Genomic DNA, 17,456 nt, shown 5'->3' on the forward strand with positions numbered 1-17,456 from the left:
TGCGATCTTTTGATGTTGGTTTTTCAAGATCAAAAGATCGCAGCCTGCGGCAGCTCCTACAGAGAATCTAACAATCCACAGAGGTTGAATCATGGCTGTCAACACCGATCGTGCAAGCACCAAACCGTTGATCGAAAGGCGTTCGATCGACTACATCCCGGAAGCGGAAAGACACGGTCGTCTGTTTAGCCAGTTCACCCTGTGGATGGGCGCCAACCTGCAAATCACTGCGATTGTCACCGGGGCTTTGGCCGTGGTGCTCGGGGGTGATGTGTTCTGGTCGCTGATCGGTCTGTTGATCGGTCAATTGCTCGGCGGTGGCGTGATGGCGCTGCACGCCGCGCAAGGGCCGAAACTCGGCCTGCCGCAGATGATCTCCAGCCGCGTGCAGTTCGGCGTGTATGGCGCGGCGATTCCCATCGTGTTGGTGTGCCTGATGTACCTGGGTTTCACCGCGACCGGCACCGTACTTTCCGGTCAGGCGCTGGGTCAGTTGTTTAACGTCAGCGACAGCGTCGGCATCCTGATTTTCGCCAGCGTAATCGTGGTAGTCACGGTGCTCGGTTATCGGGTGATCCACTGGATCGGCCGTATCGCCAGCGTCATTGGCGTGATTGCCTTTGTGTTTTTGTTCTGGCGGCTGATGAGCCAGACCGACGTCGGCGCACTCCTGCAAATCCGTCATTTCAGCTGGAGCAGCTTCCTGCTCGCAGTGTCGCTCGCGGCCTCCTGGCAGATCGCGTTCGGCCCTTACGTGGCTGACTATTCCCGTTACCTGCCGAGCAACACCTCGGCGGTGAAAACCTTCTTCGCCGCCGGTGCCGGTTCAGTGGTCGGCGCGCAAGTGGCGATGATCCTCGGCGTGTTCGCGGCGGCTTCGGCCAACGGCCAGTTCGCCGGTCACGAAGTCGCCTACATCGTCGGTCTGGGCGGCACCGGTGCTACCGCTGCGCTGCTGTACTTCAGCATCGCATTCGGCAAGGTGACCATCTCGACGCTGAACTCCTACGGCAGCTTCATGTGCATCGCGACCATCATCAGTGGTTTCAAAGGTCACCTGACCGTTACGCGTATGCAGCGTCTGGTGTTCGTACTGGTGATCGTCGGCACGGCGACCCTGATCGCGCTGCTCGGTCAGCACTCGTTCCTCGGTGCGTTCAAGTCTTTCATCCTGTTCCTGCTCGCGTTTTTCACCCCGTGGAGCGCGATCAATCTGGTGGATTACTACTGCATCACCCGTGAGCGCTACGACGTGCCGGCGCTGGCCGATCCGAACGGTCGCTACGGTCGCTGGAACTTGCTCGGCATCAGCGTCTACGTGTTCGGTGTGCTGGTGCAGTTGCCGTTCATCTCCACCAAGTTCTACACCGGCCCGCTAGTGGCGGCCCTCGGTGATGTGGATATCTCCTGGATCATCGGCCTGGTGCTGCCGGCCGTCGTCTACTACGTGTGCGCAAAAAAATGGCACAGCGCGGTGCCCGATCAACTGATTCTGCCGGTCGAGCAGAACAGCGTTGTACAACCTAAAACAAGCGGGGCCGGTCGCGCTGCGGCGCAGGCCTGATTGGACGTGGACAGGGCTGGATGCCTCTTGACTGCCGTAAGCCAATTCATGATTAGGAGCGTCACAACAATGAAATCGAACAAGACCCTGCTGACCACATTGCTGTCCATGGGCCTGCTGGCCAGTGCCGGCGCGACGCAAGCCGCCGGCTGGTGCGAATCGGGCAAACCGGTGAAATTCGCCGGGCTGAACTGGGAAAGCGGCATGCTCCTGACCGACGTCCTGCAAGTGGTTTTGGATAAAGGCTACGACTGCAAGACCGACAGTTTGCCGGGCAACTCCATCACCATGGAAAACGCCCTGAGCAGCAACGATATTCAAGTGTTCGCCGAAGAGTGGGTCGGCCGCAGCGAGGTCTGGAACAAGGCCGAGAAGGCCGGCAAGGTCGTCGGTGTCGGCGCACCTGTGGTGGGCGCTGTCGAAGGCTGGTACGTGCCGCGCTACGTCATCGAAGGCGATGCCAAGCGCAAGCTGGAACCGAAAGCCCCGGACCTGAAAAACATCGCTGACCTGGGCAAATACGCCGCCGTGTTCAAAGACGCCGAAGAGCCTTCCAAGGGCCGTTTCTACAACTGCCCGGCCGGCTGGACCTGCGAGCTGGATAACAGCGAAATGTTGAAAAGTTATGGCCTCGAAAGCAGCTACACCAACTTCCGTCCAGGCACCGGCCCGGCGCTGGATGCGGCGGTGCTGTCGAGCTACAAGCGTGGCGAGCCGATCCTGTTCTACTACTGGTCGCCAACCCCGCTGATGGGCCAGGTTGACCTGGTCAAACTCGAAGAAAAACCCGGCGTCGACAAGTCTGTGAGCATCAAGGTCGGCCTGTCCAAGACCTTCCACGACGAAGCCCCGGAACTGGTCGCCGTGCTGGAAAAGGTCAACCTGCCGATCGACCTGCTGAACCAGAACCTGGGACGCATGGCCAAGGAACGTATCGAGTCGCCGAAACTGGCGAAAATCTTCCTCAAGGAACATCCTGAGGTCTGGCATGCGTGGGTCAGTGACGACGCTGCCAAGAAAATCGACGCGGCGCTGTAGGTCGATACCTCCCGGTCAACCGTGAGGCTGGCCGGGAGATATGCCGTAAACGCTTGATTGAGATTTCTGATTGAGAGCCGCTTATGTTTCCCGAGAGCTTTACCTTTTCCATCGCCGACTGGGTCAACGGTTGGGTCGATTCGCTGGTCACCAATTACGGTGATGTGTTCCGCCATATCTCCGACACCCTGCTGTGGGCCATCGTCAACCTTGAAGGCATGCTGCGTGCGGCGCCGTGGTGGCTGATGCTGGCGATCGTCGGTGTGATCGCCTGGCACGCCACGCGCAAAGTGGTGACCACTGCGGTCATCGTCGGTTTGTTGTTCCTCGTCGGCGCGGTCGGCCTGTGGGACAAACTCATGCAAACCCTGGCGCTGATGATGGTCGCGACGATCATTTCGGTGCTGATCGGCATCCCGCTGGGGATTCTTTCGGCACGCAGCAATCGCCTGCGTTCGGTGCTGATGCCGCTGCTCGACATCATGCAAACCATGCCGAGTTTCGTGTACCTGATCCCGGTGCTGATGTTGTTCGGTCTGGGCAAGGTCCCGGCGATTTTCGCCACGGTGATCTACGCCGCGCCGCCGTTGATTCGCCTGACTGATCTGGGCATTCGTCAGGTCGACGGCGAAGTGATGGAAGCGATCAACGCGTTCGGCGCCAACCGCTGGCAGCAACTGTTCGGCGTGCAACTGCCGCTGGCCTTGCCGAGCATCATGGCCGGGATCAACCAGACCACCATGATGGCCCTGTCGATGGTAGTGATCGCCTCGATGATCGGCGCCCGTGGCCTGGGTGAAGATGTGCTGGTGGGGATTCAGACCCTCAACGTCGGACGTGGCCTTGAGGCCGGTCTGGCGATCGTGATTCTCGCAGTGGTCATCGATCGCATTACTCAGGCGTACGGTCGGCCACGGCATGAGGTGAGCAAATGAGCAACGCAACCGTGAGCAAGATCGAAGTCAAAAACGTCTTCAAGATTTTCGGCAACCGCGCCAAGGACGCACTGGCGATGGTCGGCCAGGGCAAGACCAAGGATCAGGTGCTGAGCGAGACCGGTTGCGTGGTCGGCGTGAACGATCTGTCGCTGAGCATCGGCACCGGCGAAATCTTCGTGATCATGGGCCTGTCCGGCTCGGGCAAATCAACCTTGGTGCGTCACTTCAACCGCCTGATCGACCCGACCAGCGGCGCGATCCTCGTCGACGGTGTGGACATCCTGCAATACGACATGGACGCCCTGCGCGAATTTCGCCGGCACAAGATCAGCATGGTGTTCCAGAGCTTCGGCCTGTTGCCGCACAAGACCGTACTCGACAACGTCGCCTACGGCCTGAAGGTGCGTGGCGAGAGCAAGCAAATGTGCGCGGAACGTGCGCTGCACTGGATCAACACCGTGGGCCTGAAGGGCTACGAAAACAAATACCCGCACCAGCTCTCCGGCGGCATGCGCCAGCGTGTTGGTCTGGCCCGCGCCTTGGCGGCGGACACCGACATCATTTTGATGGACGAAGCGTTCAGTGCGCTGGATCCGCTGATCCGCGCCGAGATGCAGGATCAGTTGCTCGAGCTGCAGAAGACCTTGCACAAGACCATCGTGTTTATCACTCACGATCTTGATGAGGCGGTGCGTATCGGCAACCGCATTGCGATTCTCAAGGATGGGAAGTTGATTCAGGTCGGCACGCCGCGCGAGATTCTGCATTCGCCGGCGGATGAGTACGTTGACCGATTCGTTCAGCGGCGTGCGGCGGTGGTTTGATCTGAATTATGCAGTGCACTGACTGGCCCTATCGCTGGCAAGCCAGCTCCCACAGGGGTTGTGTGAACAATGAGGGCTGGCAGGCCCAGTTCCTACAGAGATTGTGTGAACACTGGAGCTCCTGTGGGAGCTGGCTTGCCAGCGATGAGGCCGGTGAAGCTGCATCAATATTAAGGTTGAGGTTTTAGATGTCCCAGGCTGAAAAAATCGTTATCACCGGCAGCCCCTTGCGTTGGCAGGACGTGGTCGCCGTCGCCCGTCACGGCGCGCATCTCGAATTGTCGAGCGACACCTGGGCGCGCATCGAAAACGCCCAATTGATCGTCCAGCGCATCGTCGCCAGCGGCGAGCGTGCCTATGGCGTCAACACCGGTCTGGGCGGTTTGTCCAACGTTTCGCTTAAAGACCAACAACTCAGCCAGCTCTCGCGCAACACCTTGCTCAGCCATGCCTGCGGCGTCGGCCCGGTACTCGCCGACGAGCAGACCCGCGCGATCATCTGCGCCGCCATTCACAACTACAGCCACGGCAAATCCGGCATTCATCGCCGCGTCGTCGAAGCGCTGCTGGCGCTGCTCAATCGCGGCATTACCCCGCAAGTGCCGTCGCAAGGCTCGGTGGGTTACCTGACGCACATGGCGCACATCGGCATCACGTTGCTCGGCGTCGGCAATGTCAGCTATCGCGGGCAGATTATTTGCGCACAACAAGCGTTGGCCGAGGAAGGCCTGCAACCGGTGCAGCTCGGCGCAAAAGACGGTTTGTGCCTGGTCAACGGCACGCCGTGCATGACCGGCCTCAGCTGTCTGGCGATTGCCGATGCCACGCGTCTGGTGCAATGGGCCGATGTCATCGGCGCAATGAGTTTTGAAGCCCAGCGCGGCCAGATCGACGCGTTCGACGCCGAGATCATCGCGTTGAAACCGCACCCGGGCATGCAGCAGGTCGGCATCAATCTGCGCGCATTGCTCGATGGCAGTGAAGTGATTGCGTCGAGCAAAGGCATTCGCACTCAGGATGCGCTGAGTATCCGCTCGATCCCGCAGGTACACGGTGCCGCGCGCGATCAACTCGATCATGCGATCAAACAGGTCGAAGCCGAACTCAATGGCTGCACCGATAACCCGCTGTTGCTGGGTACGCCGGACAACTTCCGGGTGATGTCGCAAGCCAACCCGCACGGCCAATCGGTGGCGATGGCGGCCGATTTGCTGGCGATTGCCATGGCCGAAATCGGCTCGATTGCCGAGCGTCGTCTCGATCGTCTGGTCAACCCGCACGTCAGCGGTTTGCCGGCATTTCTGGTGGCCAATCCGGGAGTGAACTCGGGGATGATGATCGTCCAGTACGTCGCCGCGTCGCTGTGTGCGGAAAACCGTCAATTGGCGCAACCTGCGGTGCTCGACAACTACATCACTTCGGGTCTGCAGGAAGACCACTTGAGCATGGGCACTAACGCCGCGCTCAAGCTGCATCGCGCGCTGGAAAACTGCACGCAGATTCTCGCCATCGAATACCTGCTGGCGGCGCAGGCGTTTGAATTCCTCAAGGAACAATGCTTCGGCGCGGGCACCGATATCGCTTGGCGACTGCTACGCGAAAAAGTCCCGGCCTACGATCAGGATCGCTGGCTGGCGCCGGATATCGCTGCCGCTGCGAGCGTGTTGAAAGCCCCGAATCTGCTGCACAACGTTTTACCGAATTTGCACTGAAAAATACCCACGCCAGCGTGCCAAGGCGCGACTCCCCAAAAGGCGAGACGCGACGGACAACGGACATCTCCGGAGCGTCTGGCGAGTTAATAACAAACTCTCAAAAGGAGCACAAAATGACTGCGCTGAACCTGATTCCCGGCCAACTGAGCCTGGCCCAATTGCGTGACGTCTACCAGAACCCGGTCAAGCTGAGCCTCGACAACAGCGCCTCGGCGCAGATCGAAGCCAGCGTCGCCTGCGTCGAGCAGATCCTCGCCGAAAACCGCACCGCGTACGGCATCAACACCGGTTTCGGCCTGCTGGCCTCGACGCGCATTGCCAGCGAAGACCTGGAAAACCTGCAGCGCTCGCTGGTGTTGTCCCACGCCGCCGGTGTTGGCGTGCCGATCAGCGATGAGCTGGTGCGTTTGATCATGGTGCTCAAGGTCAACAGCCTCAGCCGTGGCTTTTCCGGCATTCGCCGTGTGGTGATCGATGCGCTGATCGCGCTGATCAACGCCGAGGTTTATCCGCACATTCCGCTGAAAGGTTCGGTGGGCGCGTCGGGCGACCTAGCGCCGTTGGCGCATATGTCGCTGGTGCTGCTGGGCGAGGGCAAGGCGCGCTACAAGGGTGAGTGGATGGAGGCTGTTGAAGCGCTGAAAGTCGCCGGCCTGACGCCGCTGACTTTAGCGGCTAAAGAAGGTCTGGCGCTGCTCAACGGCACGCAGGTTTCCACCGCGTTTGCATTGCGTGGTCTGTTTGAAGGTGAAGACCTGTTTGCCGGTGCTTTGGCGCTTGGCGGCCTTACCGTTGAAGCTGTACTGGGTTCGCGCTCGCCGTTCGACGCACGCATTCACGCCGCGCGTGGCCAGAAAGGTCAGATCGACGCCGCTGCGGCTTACCGTGATCTGCTCGGTGAGCGCAGCGAAGTGTCCGACTCGCACCAGAACTGCGAGAAGGTTCAGGACCCGTACTCGCTGCGCTGCCAGCCGCAAGTCATGGGCGCTTGCCTGACCCAGTTCCGTCAGGCTGCTGAAGTGCTCGCGGTTGAAGCCAACGCGGTTTCTGATAACCCGCTGGTCTTCGCCGCTGAGGGCGACGTGATTTCCGGCGGTAACTTCCACGCCGAACCGGTGGCCATGGCTGCTGACAACATGGCGTTGGCCATCGCCGAAATCGGCTCCCTGAGTGAGCGTCGCATCTCGCTGATGATGGACAAGCACATGTCGCAGCTGCCGCCGTTCCTGGTGGCCAATGGCGGGGTGAACTCCGGGTTCATGATCGCTCAGGTAACCGCTGCTGCTTTGGCCAGCGAGAACAAAGCGCTGTCCCATCCGCATTCGGTGGACAGTCTGCCGACTTCGGCCAACCAGGAAGACCACGTTTCCATGGCGCCTGCGGCCGGCAAGCGTCTGTGGGAAATGGCCGAAAACACCCGCGGGATTCTCGCGGTGGAATGGCTGGCGGCGGTGCAGGGGCTGGATCTGCGTAACGGTCTGAAGACCTCGGCGAAGCTGGAACAGGCGCGGGCGATTTTGCGCAAGGAAGTGCCGTTTTATGAGAAGGATCGCTTCTTTGCGCCGGACATCAATGCGGCGACTGAGTTGTTGGCTTCGCGCTGCCTGACCGATCTGGTTCCGGCGAAGCTTTTGCCTAGCCTTTAACCCACCCACTGATCGTTCCCACGCTCCGCGTGGGAATGCCTCAAGGGACGCTCCGCGTCCAGTGACGCGGAGCGTCACGGGCTGCATCCCACGCAGAGCGTGGGAACGATCACAAGACGAGGATTTGGGATGAAAACCCTCTGGCAACACTGCCACGTCGCAACCATGGCGCAAGGCGTCTACTCGATCATCGAGGATGCGGCCATCGTGACGTCCGGTGCGCTCATCGAGTGGATCGGCCCGCGCAATCAATTGCCGTCCGGCGAATACCCGGCGGTCAATGACCTGCAAGGCGCGTGGGTCACTCCCGGCCTGATCGACTGCCACACCCACACGGTGTTCGGTGGCAACCGCAGCGGCGAATTCGAAAAACGCCTGCAAGGCGTCAGCTATGCGGAGATCGCAGCGTCCGGCGGCGGCATCGCCAGCACCGTGCGCGCAACGCGCGAAGCCACTGAAGACGAGCTGTTCGCCAGCGCCGCCAAACGCCTGAAAAGCCTGATGCGCGACGGCGTGACCACGGTCGAAATGAAATCCGGCTACGGTCTCGATCTGGTCAACGAGCGCAAGATCCTCCGGGTCATTCGTCGTCTGCAGAAAGAGCTGCCGATCAGCGTACGCAGCACCTGTCTCGCCGCCCACGCGTTGCCGCCGGAATACAAGGATCGCGCCGACGAATACATCGAGCTGATCTGCAAGGAAATGCTGCCCGCACTGGCTGCCGAAGGCCTGGTCGATGCCGTGGATGCGTTCTGTGAATACCTGGCGTTCTCGCCTGAGCAAGTCGAGCGCGTGTTCATCGCCGCACAAAAACTCGGTTTGCCGGTGAAGCTGCACGCCGAGCAATTGTCGTCGCTGCACGGCTCCAGTCTTGCCGCGCGTTATAAGGCGTTGTCCGCCGATCATCTGGAGTTCATGGACGAGGCCGACGCCATCGCCATGGCAGCAGCCGACACCGTCGCAGTGCTGCTGCCGGGCGCGTTCTACTTTCTGCGCGAAACCCAGTTGCCGCCGATGGACGCCCTGCGCAAACACAAAGTGAAGATCGCCATCGCCAGCGACCTCAACCCCGGCACCTCGCCGGCGCTGTCGTTGCGGCTGATGTTGAACATGGCTTGCACCTGTTTCCGCATGACCCCGGAAGAAGCCTTGGCCGGCGCCACCATTCACGCCGCGCAAGCACTGGGCATGGCCGACACCCATGGTTCGCTGGAAGTCGGCAAGGTTGCGGATTTCGTCGCCTGGCACATCGATCGTCCGGCGGACCTGGCCTATTGGCTGGGTGGTGATCTGGACAAACGCGTCGTGCGTCACGGCGCCGAATCAAATCTGTAGGAGAGCGGTTGTGGATAAGGTTCTGAATTTCAAACAAGGCCGCGTGCCGTTGCTGATCAGCATGCCGCATGCGGGCTTGCGCTTGACCCCGGCGGTCGAGGCCGGATTGATCGCGGACGCGAAAAGCCTGCCGGACACCGACTGGCACATTCCGCAGCTGTACGATTTCGCTGAAGAACTGGGCGCCAGTACTTTGGCTGCCGAGTACTCGCGCTTCGTCATCGACCTCAATCGACCGTCCGACGATAAACCGCTGTACACCGGCGCCACTACCGGGCTGTACCCGGCGACGCTGTTCGATGGCATTGCGTTGTTCCGCGAAGGGCACGAACCTTCGAAAGAACAGCGTGCGACGTATCTGGAGCAAATCTGGACGCCGTATCACCGCACCCTTCAGCAAGAGCTGGCACGGCTGAAGGCCGAGTTCGGTTATGCGCTGTTGTTCGATGCGCACTCGATTCGCTCGATCATTCCGCACCTGTTCGACGGCAAGCTACCGGACTTCAACCTTGGCACCTTCAACGGCGCCAGTTGCGATCCGCAACTCGCTACGCAACTGGAAGCGATCTGCGCGCGCCATGACGATTACAGCCACGTGCTCAACGGCCGCTTCAAGGGCGGCCACATCACCCGTCATTACGGCAACCCGGCCGAGAACATCCACGCGGTGCAGCTGGAGTTGTGCCAGAGCACCTACATGGAAGAGTTCGAACCGTTCCGCTATCGCCCCGACCTGGCCGAGCCAACGCGGGTGGTACTCAAGGAATTGCTACAGCACTATCTGGCCTGGGGCGAAAAACACTACCGCGGCTGACTCACCCTGTAGGAGCTGCCGAAGGCTGCGATCTTTTGATTGATCGTTCCCACGCTCCGCGTGGGAATGCCTCTTGGGACGCTCCGCGTCCAGTGATGCGGAGCATCACGGGCTGCATTCCCACGCGGAGCGTGGGAACGATCAAGATCGCAGCCTTCGGCAGCTCCTACAAAGGAGCAAGTTTTGATTCATGTCCTGAGCATGCTCATTGACGTAAATCGGGTTTATGATGCCCAACGGCAGAATAATAGATGTCCCCCCAGGGATGACCTCGATCCTTTACGGAGCGCGCAATGCAGACTTTGTTTCCGCAGATCAAACCTCACGCCCGGCACGATCTGGCTGTCGATGACACCCATACGCTGTACGTCGACGAAAGCGGTTCACCGGAGGGTTTGCCGGTTGTGTTCATCCACGGCGGCCCCGGCGCCGGTTGCGACGCGCAAAGCCGTCGCTATTTCGATCCGAACCTCTATCGCATTGTCACCTTCGACCAGCGCGGTTGCGGGCGCTCCACGCCGCACGCCAGCCTGGAAAACAATACCACCTGGGATCTGGTCGCCGACCTTGAGCGCATCCGCAAACACCTGGGCATCGAAAAATGGGTGCTGTTCGGTGGCTCGTGGGGTTCGACCCTGGCGCTGGCCTACGCGCAAACCCACCCTGAGCGTGTCCACGGTCTGATTCTGCGTGGGATCTTTCTCTGCCGTCCGCAGGAAATCGAGTGGTTCTATCAGGCCGGTGCCAGCCGTCTGTTCCCCGATTACTGGCAGGACTACATCGCACCGATTCCGCTGGACGAGCGCGACGACCTGCTCAGCGCTTTCCATAAACGCCTGACCGGCAACGACCAGATCGCGCAGATGCACGCGGCCAAAGCCTGGTCGACGTGGGAAGGGCGCACCGCAACACTGCGACCGAACCCGCTGGTGGTCGATCGCTTCTCCGAGCCGCAGCGCGCGCTGTCGATTGCGCGGATCGAATGCCACTACTTCACCAACAACGCTTTCCTGGAGCCGAACCAGCTGATTCGTGACATGGGCAAGATCGCCCATCTGCCGGGCGTGATCATTCACGGTCGTTATGACGTGATCTGCCCGCTCGACAATGCCTGGGAATTGCATCAAGCCTGGCCGAACAGCGAACTGCAGGTGATCCGCGATGCCGGCCACGCCGCTTCCGAACCGGGCATCACCGATGCACTGGTGCGTGCGGCGGGCAACATGGCCCGGCGTCTGCTCGACCTGCCGCCCGAAGAAGCATGAAGGGGCTTTTACAGCGCGTTCGCGGTGCGCGTGTCGAGGTCGCGGGTGAGGTAGTCGGGGCGGTCGATCAAGGTTTGCTGGTGCTGGTGGCGGTAGAACCCGACGACACGCGTGCCAGCGCCGACAAACTTCTGCATAAGCTGCTTAACTATCGGGTATTCAGCGACGCCGAGGGCAAGATGAATCTGTCCCTCGCCGATGTTGGTGGCGGGTTGCTGCTGGTCTCTCAGTTCACCCTGGCTGCCGACACCAAAAGCGGGTTGCGACCGAGTTTCTCGAGCGCCGCCCCTCCGGCGCTGGGCGAGGAATTATTCGACTATCTATTAAGCCAAGCGAAACAGGTGCATGGCACTGTGGCATCAGGTAGATTCGGCGCGGATATGCAGGTGCACCTGGTCAATGATGGACCGGTAACCTTCCTGTTACAGACTTGAAAGCGCTTGAAACATCTTTTTAAGGGCATTTCGACTGAAAACAGGCATTTTTCGCGATAAATACTTTGTTACCCCTGATGCGTTGTCATGCGGGCTACTAGATAATCGCGCGCTACGGGGATCAGCGTTCGTTGGTCCATTTTGACTTAGGTAGAGACTTGTCCGGATCCGATTGGGGAATCATTTTGCCCCAGCGGAGTCGGAACAATGCTCGCCAACCTGGCATATAGATAGCTGGCCGTTGGTTTTTTGATCTGTTTTCGGCGAGGGTTGCTCGTGATTGTTAGTCCCTGTAATGCAGCAAAATTGTCTGCCAAACGCGTGCGAAGTGCTCTGGTAGCGGGCTCGGCGCTCCTGTGCCTGCTCAGCGCCGGCCAGCTTTGGGCGTTCAATCTTGACGATGTATCGGCGAAAGCTAAAGAACTGGCCGGGCAGAAGTTCGAAGCCCCGCGCAGCAATCTGCCGAACGAGTTCCGCGACATGAAGTTCGCGGACTATCAGAAAATCCGCTTCCTCACCGAAAAGGCTGAGTGGGCTGATCAGAAGACCCCGTTCAAACTTTCCTTCTATCACCAGGGTATGCACTTCGATACGCCGGTGAAAATCAACGAAATCACCGCGAACACCGTCGAAGAGATCAAATACGATCCGACGCGCTTCGATTTCGGCGACCTGAAATTCGATCCGAAAGCCACCGAACAACTGGGTTATGCCGGTTTCCGTGTGCTGTACCCGATCAACAAGGCCGACAAGCAAGACGAAATCATGACCATGCTCGGCGCGAGTTACTTCCGCGTTGTCGGCAAGGGCCACACCTACGGCCTCTCGGCGCGTGGTCTGGCGATTGATACCGCGCTGCCGTCGGGCGAAGAATTCCCGCGTTTCCGCGAGTTCTGGATTCAACAGCCGAAGCCAGGCGACAAGCATCTGGTGATCTTCGCGCTGCTCGATTCGCCGCGCGCCACCGGTGCCTACCGCCTGATCCTGCGTCCGGGCAGCGACACCATTGTCGACGTCAAGGCGCAGATGTTCCTGCGTGACAAGGTTGGCAAACTGGGCATCGCGCCGCTGACCAGCATGTTCCTGTTCGGCGCCAACCAGCCGTCGAAAGTCCTCAACTACCGTCGTGAACTGCACGACTCCAGCGGTCTGTCGATCCATGCCGGCAATGGCGAGTGGATCTGGCGCCCGTTGAACAACCCGAAACACCTGGCCGTGAGCAACTTCAGCATCGAGAACCCGCGTGGTTTCGGTCTGCTGCAACGTGGCCGCGACTTCAGCCACTACGAAGACCTCGACGACCGCTACGACAAGCGCCCAAGCGCCTGGATCGAGCCGAAGGGCGAGTGGGGCAAGGGCACCGTTGATCTGGTAGAGATTCCGACCGCTGACGAAACCAACGACAACATCGTTGCGTTCTGGAGCCCGGAAAAAATGCCGGAGCCGGGTCAGCCACTGGACTTCGCTTACCGCATGCACTGGACCATGGACGAAGCGGCGATTCATGCGCCGGACAGCGCCTGGGTTTCGCAGACTCTGCGTTCGACCGGTGACGTCAAGCAATCGAACCTGATCCGTCAGCCGGACGGCAGCGTTGCGTATCTGGTCGACTTCGAAGGTCCATCGCTGGCCGCGCTGACCCCGGATGCCGACGTGCGCAGTCAGGTCAGCGTCGGCGACAACGCCGAACTGGTCGAAAACAGCGTGCGCTACAACCCGGAAACCAAGGGCTGGCGTTTGACCTTGCGCATGAAGATCAAGGACGCGAGCAAGTCCACCGAGATGCGTGCCGCCCTGGTTCAGCCAGTCGTGACTGCTGATCTGGCGAAATCGGTGCCGGCGTCCAACTCGTCCGTTGCCAAGGCCGACAAGGTTGCCGCCAAGCAACAAGAGAAACTCGACAAGGAAGCCAAGGCTGCCGAGGCCAAACAGGCCGACGCCAAGCCAGCGGTAGATGCCAAGGACAAGGCCAACAAAGACGCCAAGCAGCCAGCCGCTGCCGACGCGGCCCCAGCCACACCGGAATCGGCACCGACTGAAGAAGTCCTGACCGAGACCTGGAGCTATCAGTTGCCTGCCGATGAGTAACTCTCAAGTACAGCCAGAGACTCTGTCCGAGTATCTGGCGCATCTGCCGATGACCGACGAGCAGCGCGCGGAACTCGCGGGCTGCCAGTCGTTCAGCGAGCTGCATGAACGCCTGTCGTCTTCAACCTTCGACGCACCTGCCGAGGCCGCCCAGGCTTCGGTGGGCAAGCGCCTGGTCCTGAGCACTGCCGAACAGCTGGAAGAAGCGGAGATGCTGGTGCTCGACGCCAGCGGTCGCGTCAGCCTGAAGGCGACGCCGCCGATCCGCCGCACCAAGGTGGTACCGGAGCCGTGGCGCACCAATATTCTGGTGCGTGGCTGGCGCCGCATGACCGGTCGCACCAACCCGCCACAGCCGCCGAAGGACGAAAACGTTCTGCCGGCCGCGCGCTGGCGTACCGTCGGTTCGATTCGTCGCTACATTCTGTTGCTGCTGATGCTCGGCCAGACCATCGTCGCTGGCTGGTACATGAAAGGCATCATGCCGTACCAGGGCTGGTCGTTCGTCGACCTTGATGAAGTTCTGCACCAGCCGCTGCTGCAAACCGCCACGCAAGTGCTGCCGTATGCGCTGCAAACCAGCATTCTGATTCTGTTCGGGATTCTGTTCTGCTGGGTATCGGCCGGTTTCTGGACGGCTCTGATGGGCTTCCTCGAATTGCTCACCGGTCACGATAAATACCGTATCTCCGGCAAAAGCGCCGGCAATGAGCCGATTGCCAAAGACGCGCGTACCGCGCTGGTGATGCCGATCTGCAACGAAGACGTACCGCGCGTATTCGCCGGTCTGCGCGCAACGTTCGAATCGGTTGCTGCCACCGGTGATCTGGATCGTTTCGACTTCTTCGTCCTCAGCGACAGTAACGACACCGATATCTGTGTCGCCGAGCAACAGGCCTGGCTGGACGTCTGCCGTGAAGCCAAAGGCTTCGGCAAGATCTTCTATCGTCGCCGTCGCCGTCGGGTGAAACGCAAGAGCGGTAACCTCGACGACTTCTGCCGTCGTTGGGGCGGTGACTATAAGTACATGGTTGTGCTCGACGCCGACTCGGTGATGAGCGGCGAGTGCCTGACCAGTCTGGTGCGCTTGATGGAAGCCACGCCGGACGCCGGGATCATCCAGACCGCGCCGCGTGCGTCGGGCATGGACACCCTGTATGCGCGTATGCAGCAGTTTGCGACCCGCGTGTACGGCCCGCTGTTCACCGCCGGTCTGCATTTCTGGCAGTTGGGTGAATCCCACTACTGGGGTCACAACGCGATCATCCGCATGAAGCCGTTTATCGACCACTGCGCCCTGGCGCCGTTGCCGGGTAAAGGTGCCTTCTCCGGTGCGATCCTGTCCCACGACTTCGTTGAAGCCGCGCTGATGCGCCGTGCCGGTTGGGGCGTATGGATTGCCTACGACTTGCCGGGCAGCTACGAAGAACTGCCGCCGAACCTGCTCGACGAACTCAAGCGTGACCGTCGCTGGTGCCACGGCAACCTGATGAACTTCCGTCTGTTCCTGGTCAAAGGCATGCACCCGGTGCACCGTGCGGTATTCCTGACCGGCGTGATGTCGTACCTGTCGGCGCCGTTGTGGTTCTTCTTCCTGGTGTTGTCGACTGCGCTGCTGGCGGTGAACACGCTGATGGAGCCGCAGTACTTCCTCGAACCGCGCCAGCTCTATCCGCTGTGGCCACAATGGCACCCGGACAAGGCGATCGCGCTGTTCTCGACGACCATCGTGCTGCTGTTCCTGCCGAAACTGTTGAGCATCATCCTGATCTGGGCCAAGGGCGCGAAAGAGTTCGGCGGCAAGTTCAAGGTGACCCTGTCAATGCTGCTGGAGATGTTGTTCTCCATGCTGCTGGCGCCGGTGCGGATGATTTTCCACACCCGTTTCGTGTTGGCCGCGTTCCTCGGCTGGGCCGCGACCTGGAACTCGCCGCAACGTGACGACGACTCGACACCTTGGAGCGAAGCGGTCAAACGCCACGGCCCGCAAACCCTGCTGGGTTTCTGCTGGGCGCTGCTGGTGGTCTGGCTGAACCCGAGCTTTCTCTGGTGGCTGGTGCCGATCGTCGGTTCGCTGATGCTGTCGATCCCGGTGTCGGTGATTTCCAGCCGTGTTGGCTTGGGCCTGAAGTCCCGTGACGAGAGCCTGTTCCTCATCCCTGAGGAATACAATCCGCCACAGGCGCTGCTGGCGACCGATCAGTACACCCACGAAAATCGTTACCACGCTCTAAACGACGGCTTCGTCCGCGCGGTGGTCGATCCGCAGCAGAACGCTTTGGCGTGCTCGCTGGCGACCTCGCGTCACGGTCAGTCTGAACCGATCGAGTGGCTGCGTCAGGAGCGTGTACGTCACGCGATCAAGGTCGGCCCTGCGGGGTTGAACAACCATGATCGTCTGCAATTGCTGAGCGACCCTGTTGCCTTGGCGCGTTTGCATGAGCAGGTCTGGGCAGAAGGTCACGCTGAGTGGCTGGATGCATGGCGGGCGTCGGTGAAAGCCGATCCGCATGCGCCGTTGTTGCCGTTGCAACCGGTGAGCTTGCAGGCTCAGCCGGCCTGATGAGAAAACCCCGCTGATTCAGCGGGGTTTTTTTATGGCGCCGAAAAGCCCCTCACCCTAGCCCTCTCCCAGAGGGAGAGGGGACCGACCGCGTTGAATATTCGAGATACGCCGACCTGAGATATCGAGTCGAACTCAAGTTTTGAATATTCCCCGATCTGCTCCCTTTCCCCCTCGCCCCCTTGGGGGAGAGGGCTGGGGTGAGGGGGTAGCTCTTGATTGTTAAACAAATCGTCCATTAAACCTTGTGCAAAAAAACGAGTGCGTTAGCATCCGTCCCCGAATTGGCGCGCCCGGGCTTTTTTGCCCGTTTTCAGTCGGTTTTTCGCGCCGCACACGCAATGGTTTTGGGGACTTGAAGATGAAGAAGTATCTGTCGATGCTGCTGGTCGGCGTCACGGCACTGGTTGCAGTCAATGCGGCGCAGGCTGGCGCAATCGATGACGCGGTCAAGCGGGGCACGTTGAAAGTCGGTATGGATCCGACCTACATGCCGTTCGAGATGACCAACAAACGCGGCGAAATCATCGGCTTCGAAGTCGACATCCTCAAAGCCATGTCCAAGGCCATGGGCGTCAAACTGGAGCTGGTTTCCACCGGTTACGACGGCATCATCCCGGCGCTGATGACTGACAAATTCGACATGATCGGCAGCGGCATGACCCTGACCCAGGAACGCAACCTGCGCCTGAATTTCAGCGAACCATTCATCGTTGTCGGCCAGACCCTGCTGATCCGCAAAGAGCTGGAAGGCACCATCAAGTCCTACAAAGACCTGAACACCGCGGACTACCGCATTACCTCCAAGCTCGGTACCACCGGTGAAATGGTTGCCAAGAAGCTGATCTCCAAAGCCAAGTACCACGGCTACGACAACGAGCAGGAAGCCGTGCTCGATGTGGTCAACGGCAAGGCTGACGCCTTTATCTACGACGCCCCGTACAACGTCGTGGCGGTGACCAAGGTCGGCGCCGGCAAACTGGTGTTCCTCGACAAGCCGTTCACCTACGAGCCATTGGCGTTTGGTCTGAAGAAGGGCGATTACGACAGCCTCAACTTCATCAACAACTTCCTGCACCAGATCCACGAAGACGGCACCTACGATCGCATCCATGACAAGTGGTTCAAGAGCACCGAGTGGCTCAAGGACATGGAATAACGCGCATCCGCTGATCGTTCCCATGCTCTGCGTGGGAACGCATCCTGTGACGCTCCGCGTCACGATCAGGCAG

Annotated in this window: 13 protein-coding genes; all 13 read left to right on the top strand. The window is 60.1% G+C overall.

Annotated features, from left to right (window positions below):
- Positions 1-91 precede the first annotated feature (91 nt).
- The 13 genes from EJA70_RS04160 (at position 92) to EJA70_RS04220 (ending at position 17,383) form a co-directional block, all read left to right on the top strand.
- Entirely contained in the window at positions 92-1,564 is a 1,473-nt protein-coding gene (locus EJA70_RS04160) for a cytosine permease (protein ID WP_158829859.1), read from the top strand.
- 69 nt (positions 1,565-1,633) lie between these two features.
- Positions 1,634-2,602 (top strand): ABC transporter substrate-binding protein, encoded by a 969-nt coding sequence (locus EJA70_RS04165; RefSeq protein WP_158829861.1) that lies wholly within the window; start codon positions 1,634-1,636, stop codon positions 2,600-2,602.
- Between the two features lie 83 nt (positions 2,603-2,685).
- On the top strand, positions 2,686-3,537 hold the full coding sequence (locus EJA70_RS04170) for a proline/glycine betaine ABC transporter permease (protein WP_008080600.1): 852 nt from the start codon (positions 2,686-2,688) through the stop codon (positions 3,535-3,537).
- Positions 3,534-4,364: a glycine betaine/L-proline ABC transporter ATP-binding protein gene (locus tag EJA70_RS04175; protein ID WP_150707971.1), complete on the top strand. Its 831-nt coding sequence runs from the start codon at positions 3,534-3,536 to the stop codon at positions 4,362-4,364. The genes EJA70_RS04170 and EJA70_RS04175 overlap by 4 nt, the downstream gene beginning before the upstream one ends.
- 188 nt (positions 4,365-4,552) lie before the next feature.
- Entirely contained in the window at positions 4,553-6,076 is a 1,524-nt protein-coding gene (gene hutH / locus EJA70_RS04180; protein WP_158829863.1) for a histidine ammonia-lyase, read from the top strand.
- 116 nt (positions 6,077-6,192) lie between these two features.
- A complete protein-coding gene (gene hutH / locus EJA70_RS04185; protein ID WP_158829865.1) occupies positions 6,193-7,725 on the top strand; it encodes a histidine ammonia-lyase in 1,533 nt (510 codons plus the stop codon).
- A gap of 129 nt (positions 7,726-7,854) precedes the next feature.
- A complete protein-coding gene (gene hutI / locus EJA70_RS04190) occupies positions 7,855-9,060 on the top strand; it encodes an imidazolonepropionase (protein ID WP_158829867.1) in 1,206 nt (401 codons plus the stop codon).
- 10 nt (positions 9,061-9,070) lie between these two features.
- A complete protein-coding gene (gene hutG / locus EJA70_RS04195; RefSeq protein ID WP_158829869.1) occupies positions 9,071-9,874 on the top strand; it encodes an N-formylglutamate deformylase in 804 nt (267 codons plus the stop codon).
- A 293-nt stretch (positions 9,875-10,167) separates the two neighbouring features.
- Complete coding sequence (pip, locus tag EJA70_RS04200) at positions 10,168-11,139, top strand: prolyl aminopeptidase (protein WP_141127247.1); 972 nt, start codon at positions 10,168-10,170, stop codon at positions 11,137-11,139.
- The gene (gene dtd / locus EJA70_RS04205) at positions 11,136-11,573 is read left to right on the top strand and encodes a D-aminoacyl-tRNA deacylase (RefSeq protein ID WP_008080612.1); all 438 of its coding nucleotides are present in this window, start codon (positions 11,136-11,138) and stop codon (positions 11,571-11,573) included. Before pip ends, dtd begins: the two co-directional genes overlap by 4 nt.
- Positions 11,574-11,849: 276 nt before the next feature.
- Entirely contained in the window at positions 11,850-13,661 is a 1,812-nt protein-coding gene (locus EJA70_RS04210) for a glucan biosynthesis protein G (RefSeq protein WP_158829871.1), read from the top strand.
- On the top strand, positions 13,654-16,224 hold the full coding sequence (gene mdoH / locus EJA70_RS04215; RefSeq protein ID WP_158829873.1) for a glucans biosynthesis glucosyltransferase MdoH: 2,571 nt from the start codon (positions 13,654-13,656) through the stop codon (positions 16,222-16,224). The genes EJA70_RS04210 and mdoH overlap by 8 nt, the downstream gene beginning before the upstream one ends.
- 361 nt (positions 16,225-16,585) lie before the next feature.
- Positions 16,586-17,383, top strand: a complete 798-nt coding sequence (locus tag EJA70_RS04220; RefSeq protein ID WP_034152980.1) for a transporter substrate-binding domain-containing protein — start codon at positions 16,586-16,588, stop codon at positions 17,381-17,383.
- Positions 17,384-17,456 lie beyond the last annotated feature (73 nt).

This window comes from Pseudomonas sp. PB103, from assembly GCF_009764635.1.
In the GTDB taxonomy this organism is placed as follows: domain Bacteria; phylum Pseudomonadota; class Gammaproteobacteria; order Pseudomonadales; family Pseudomonadaceae; genus Aquipseudomonas.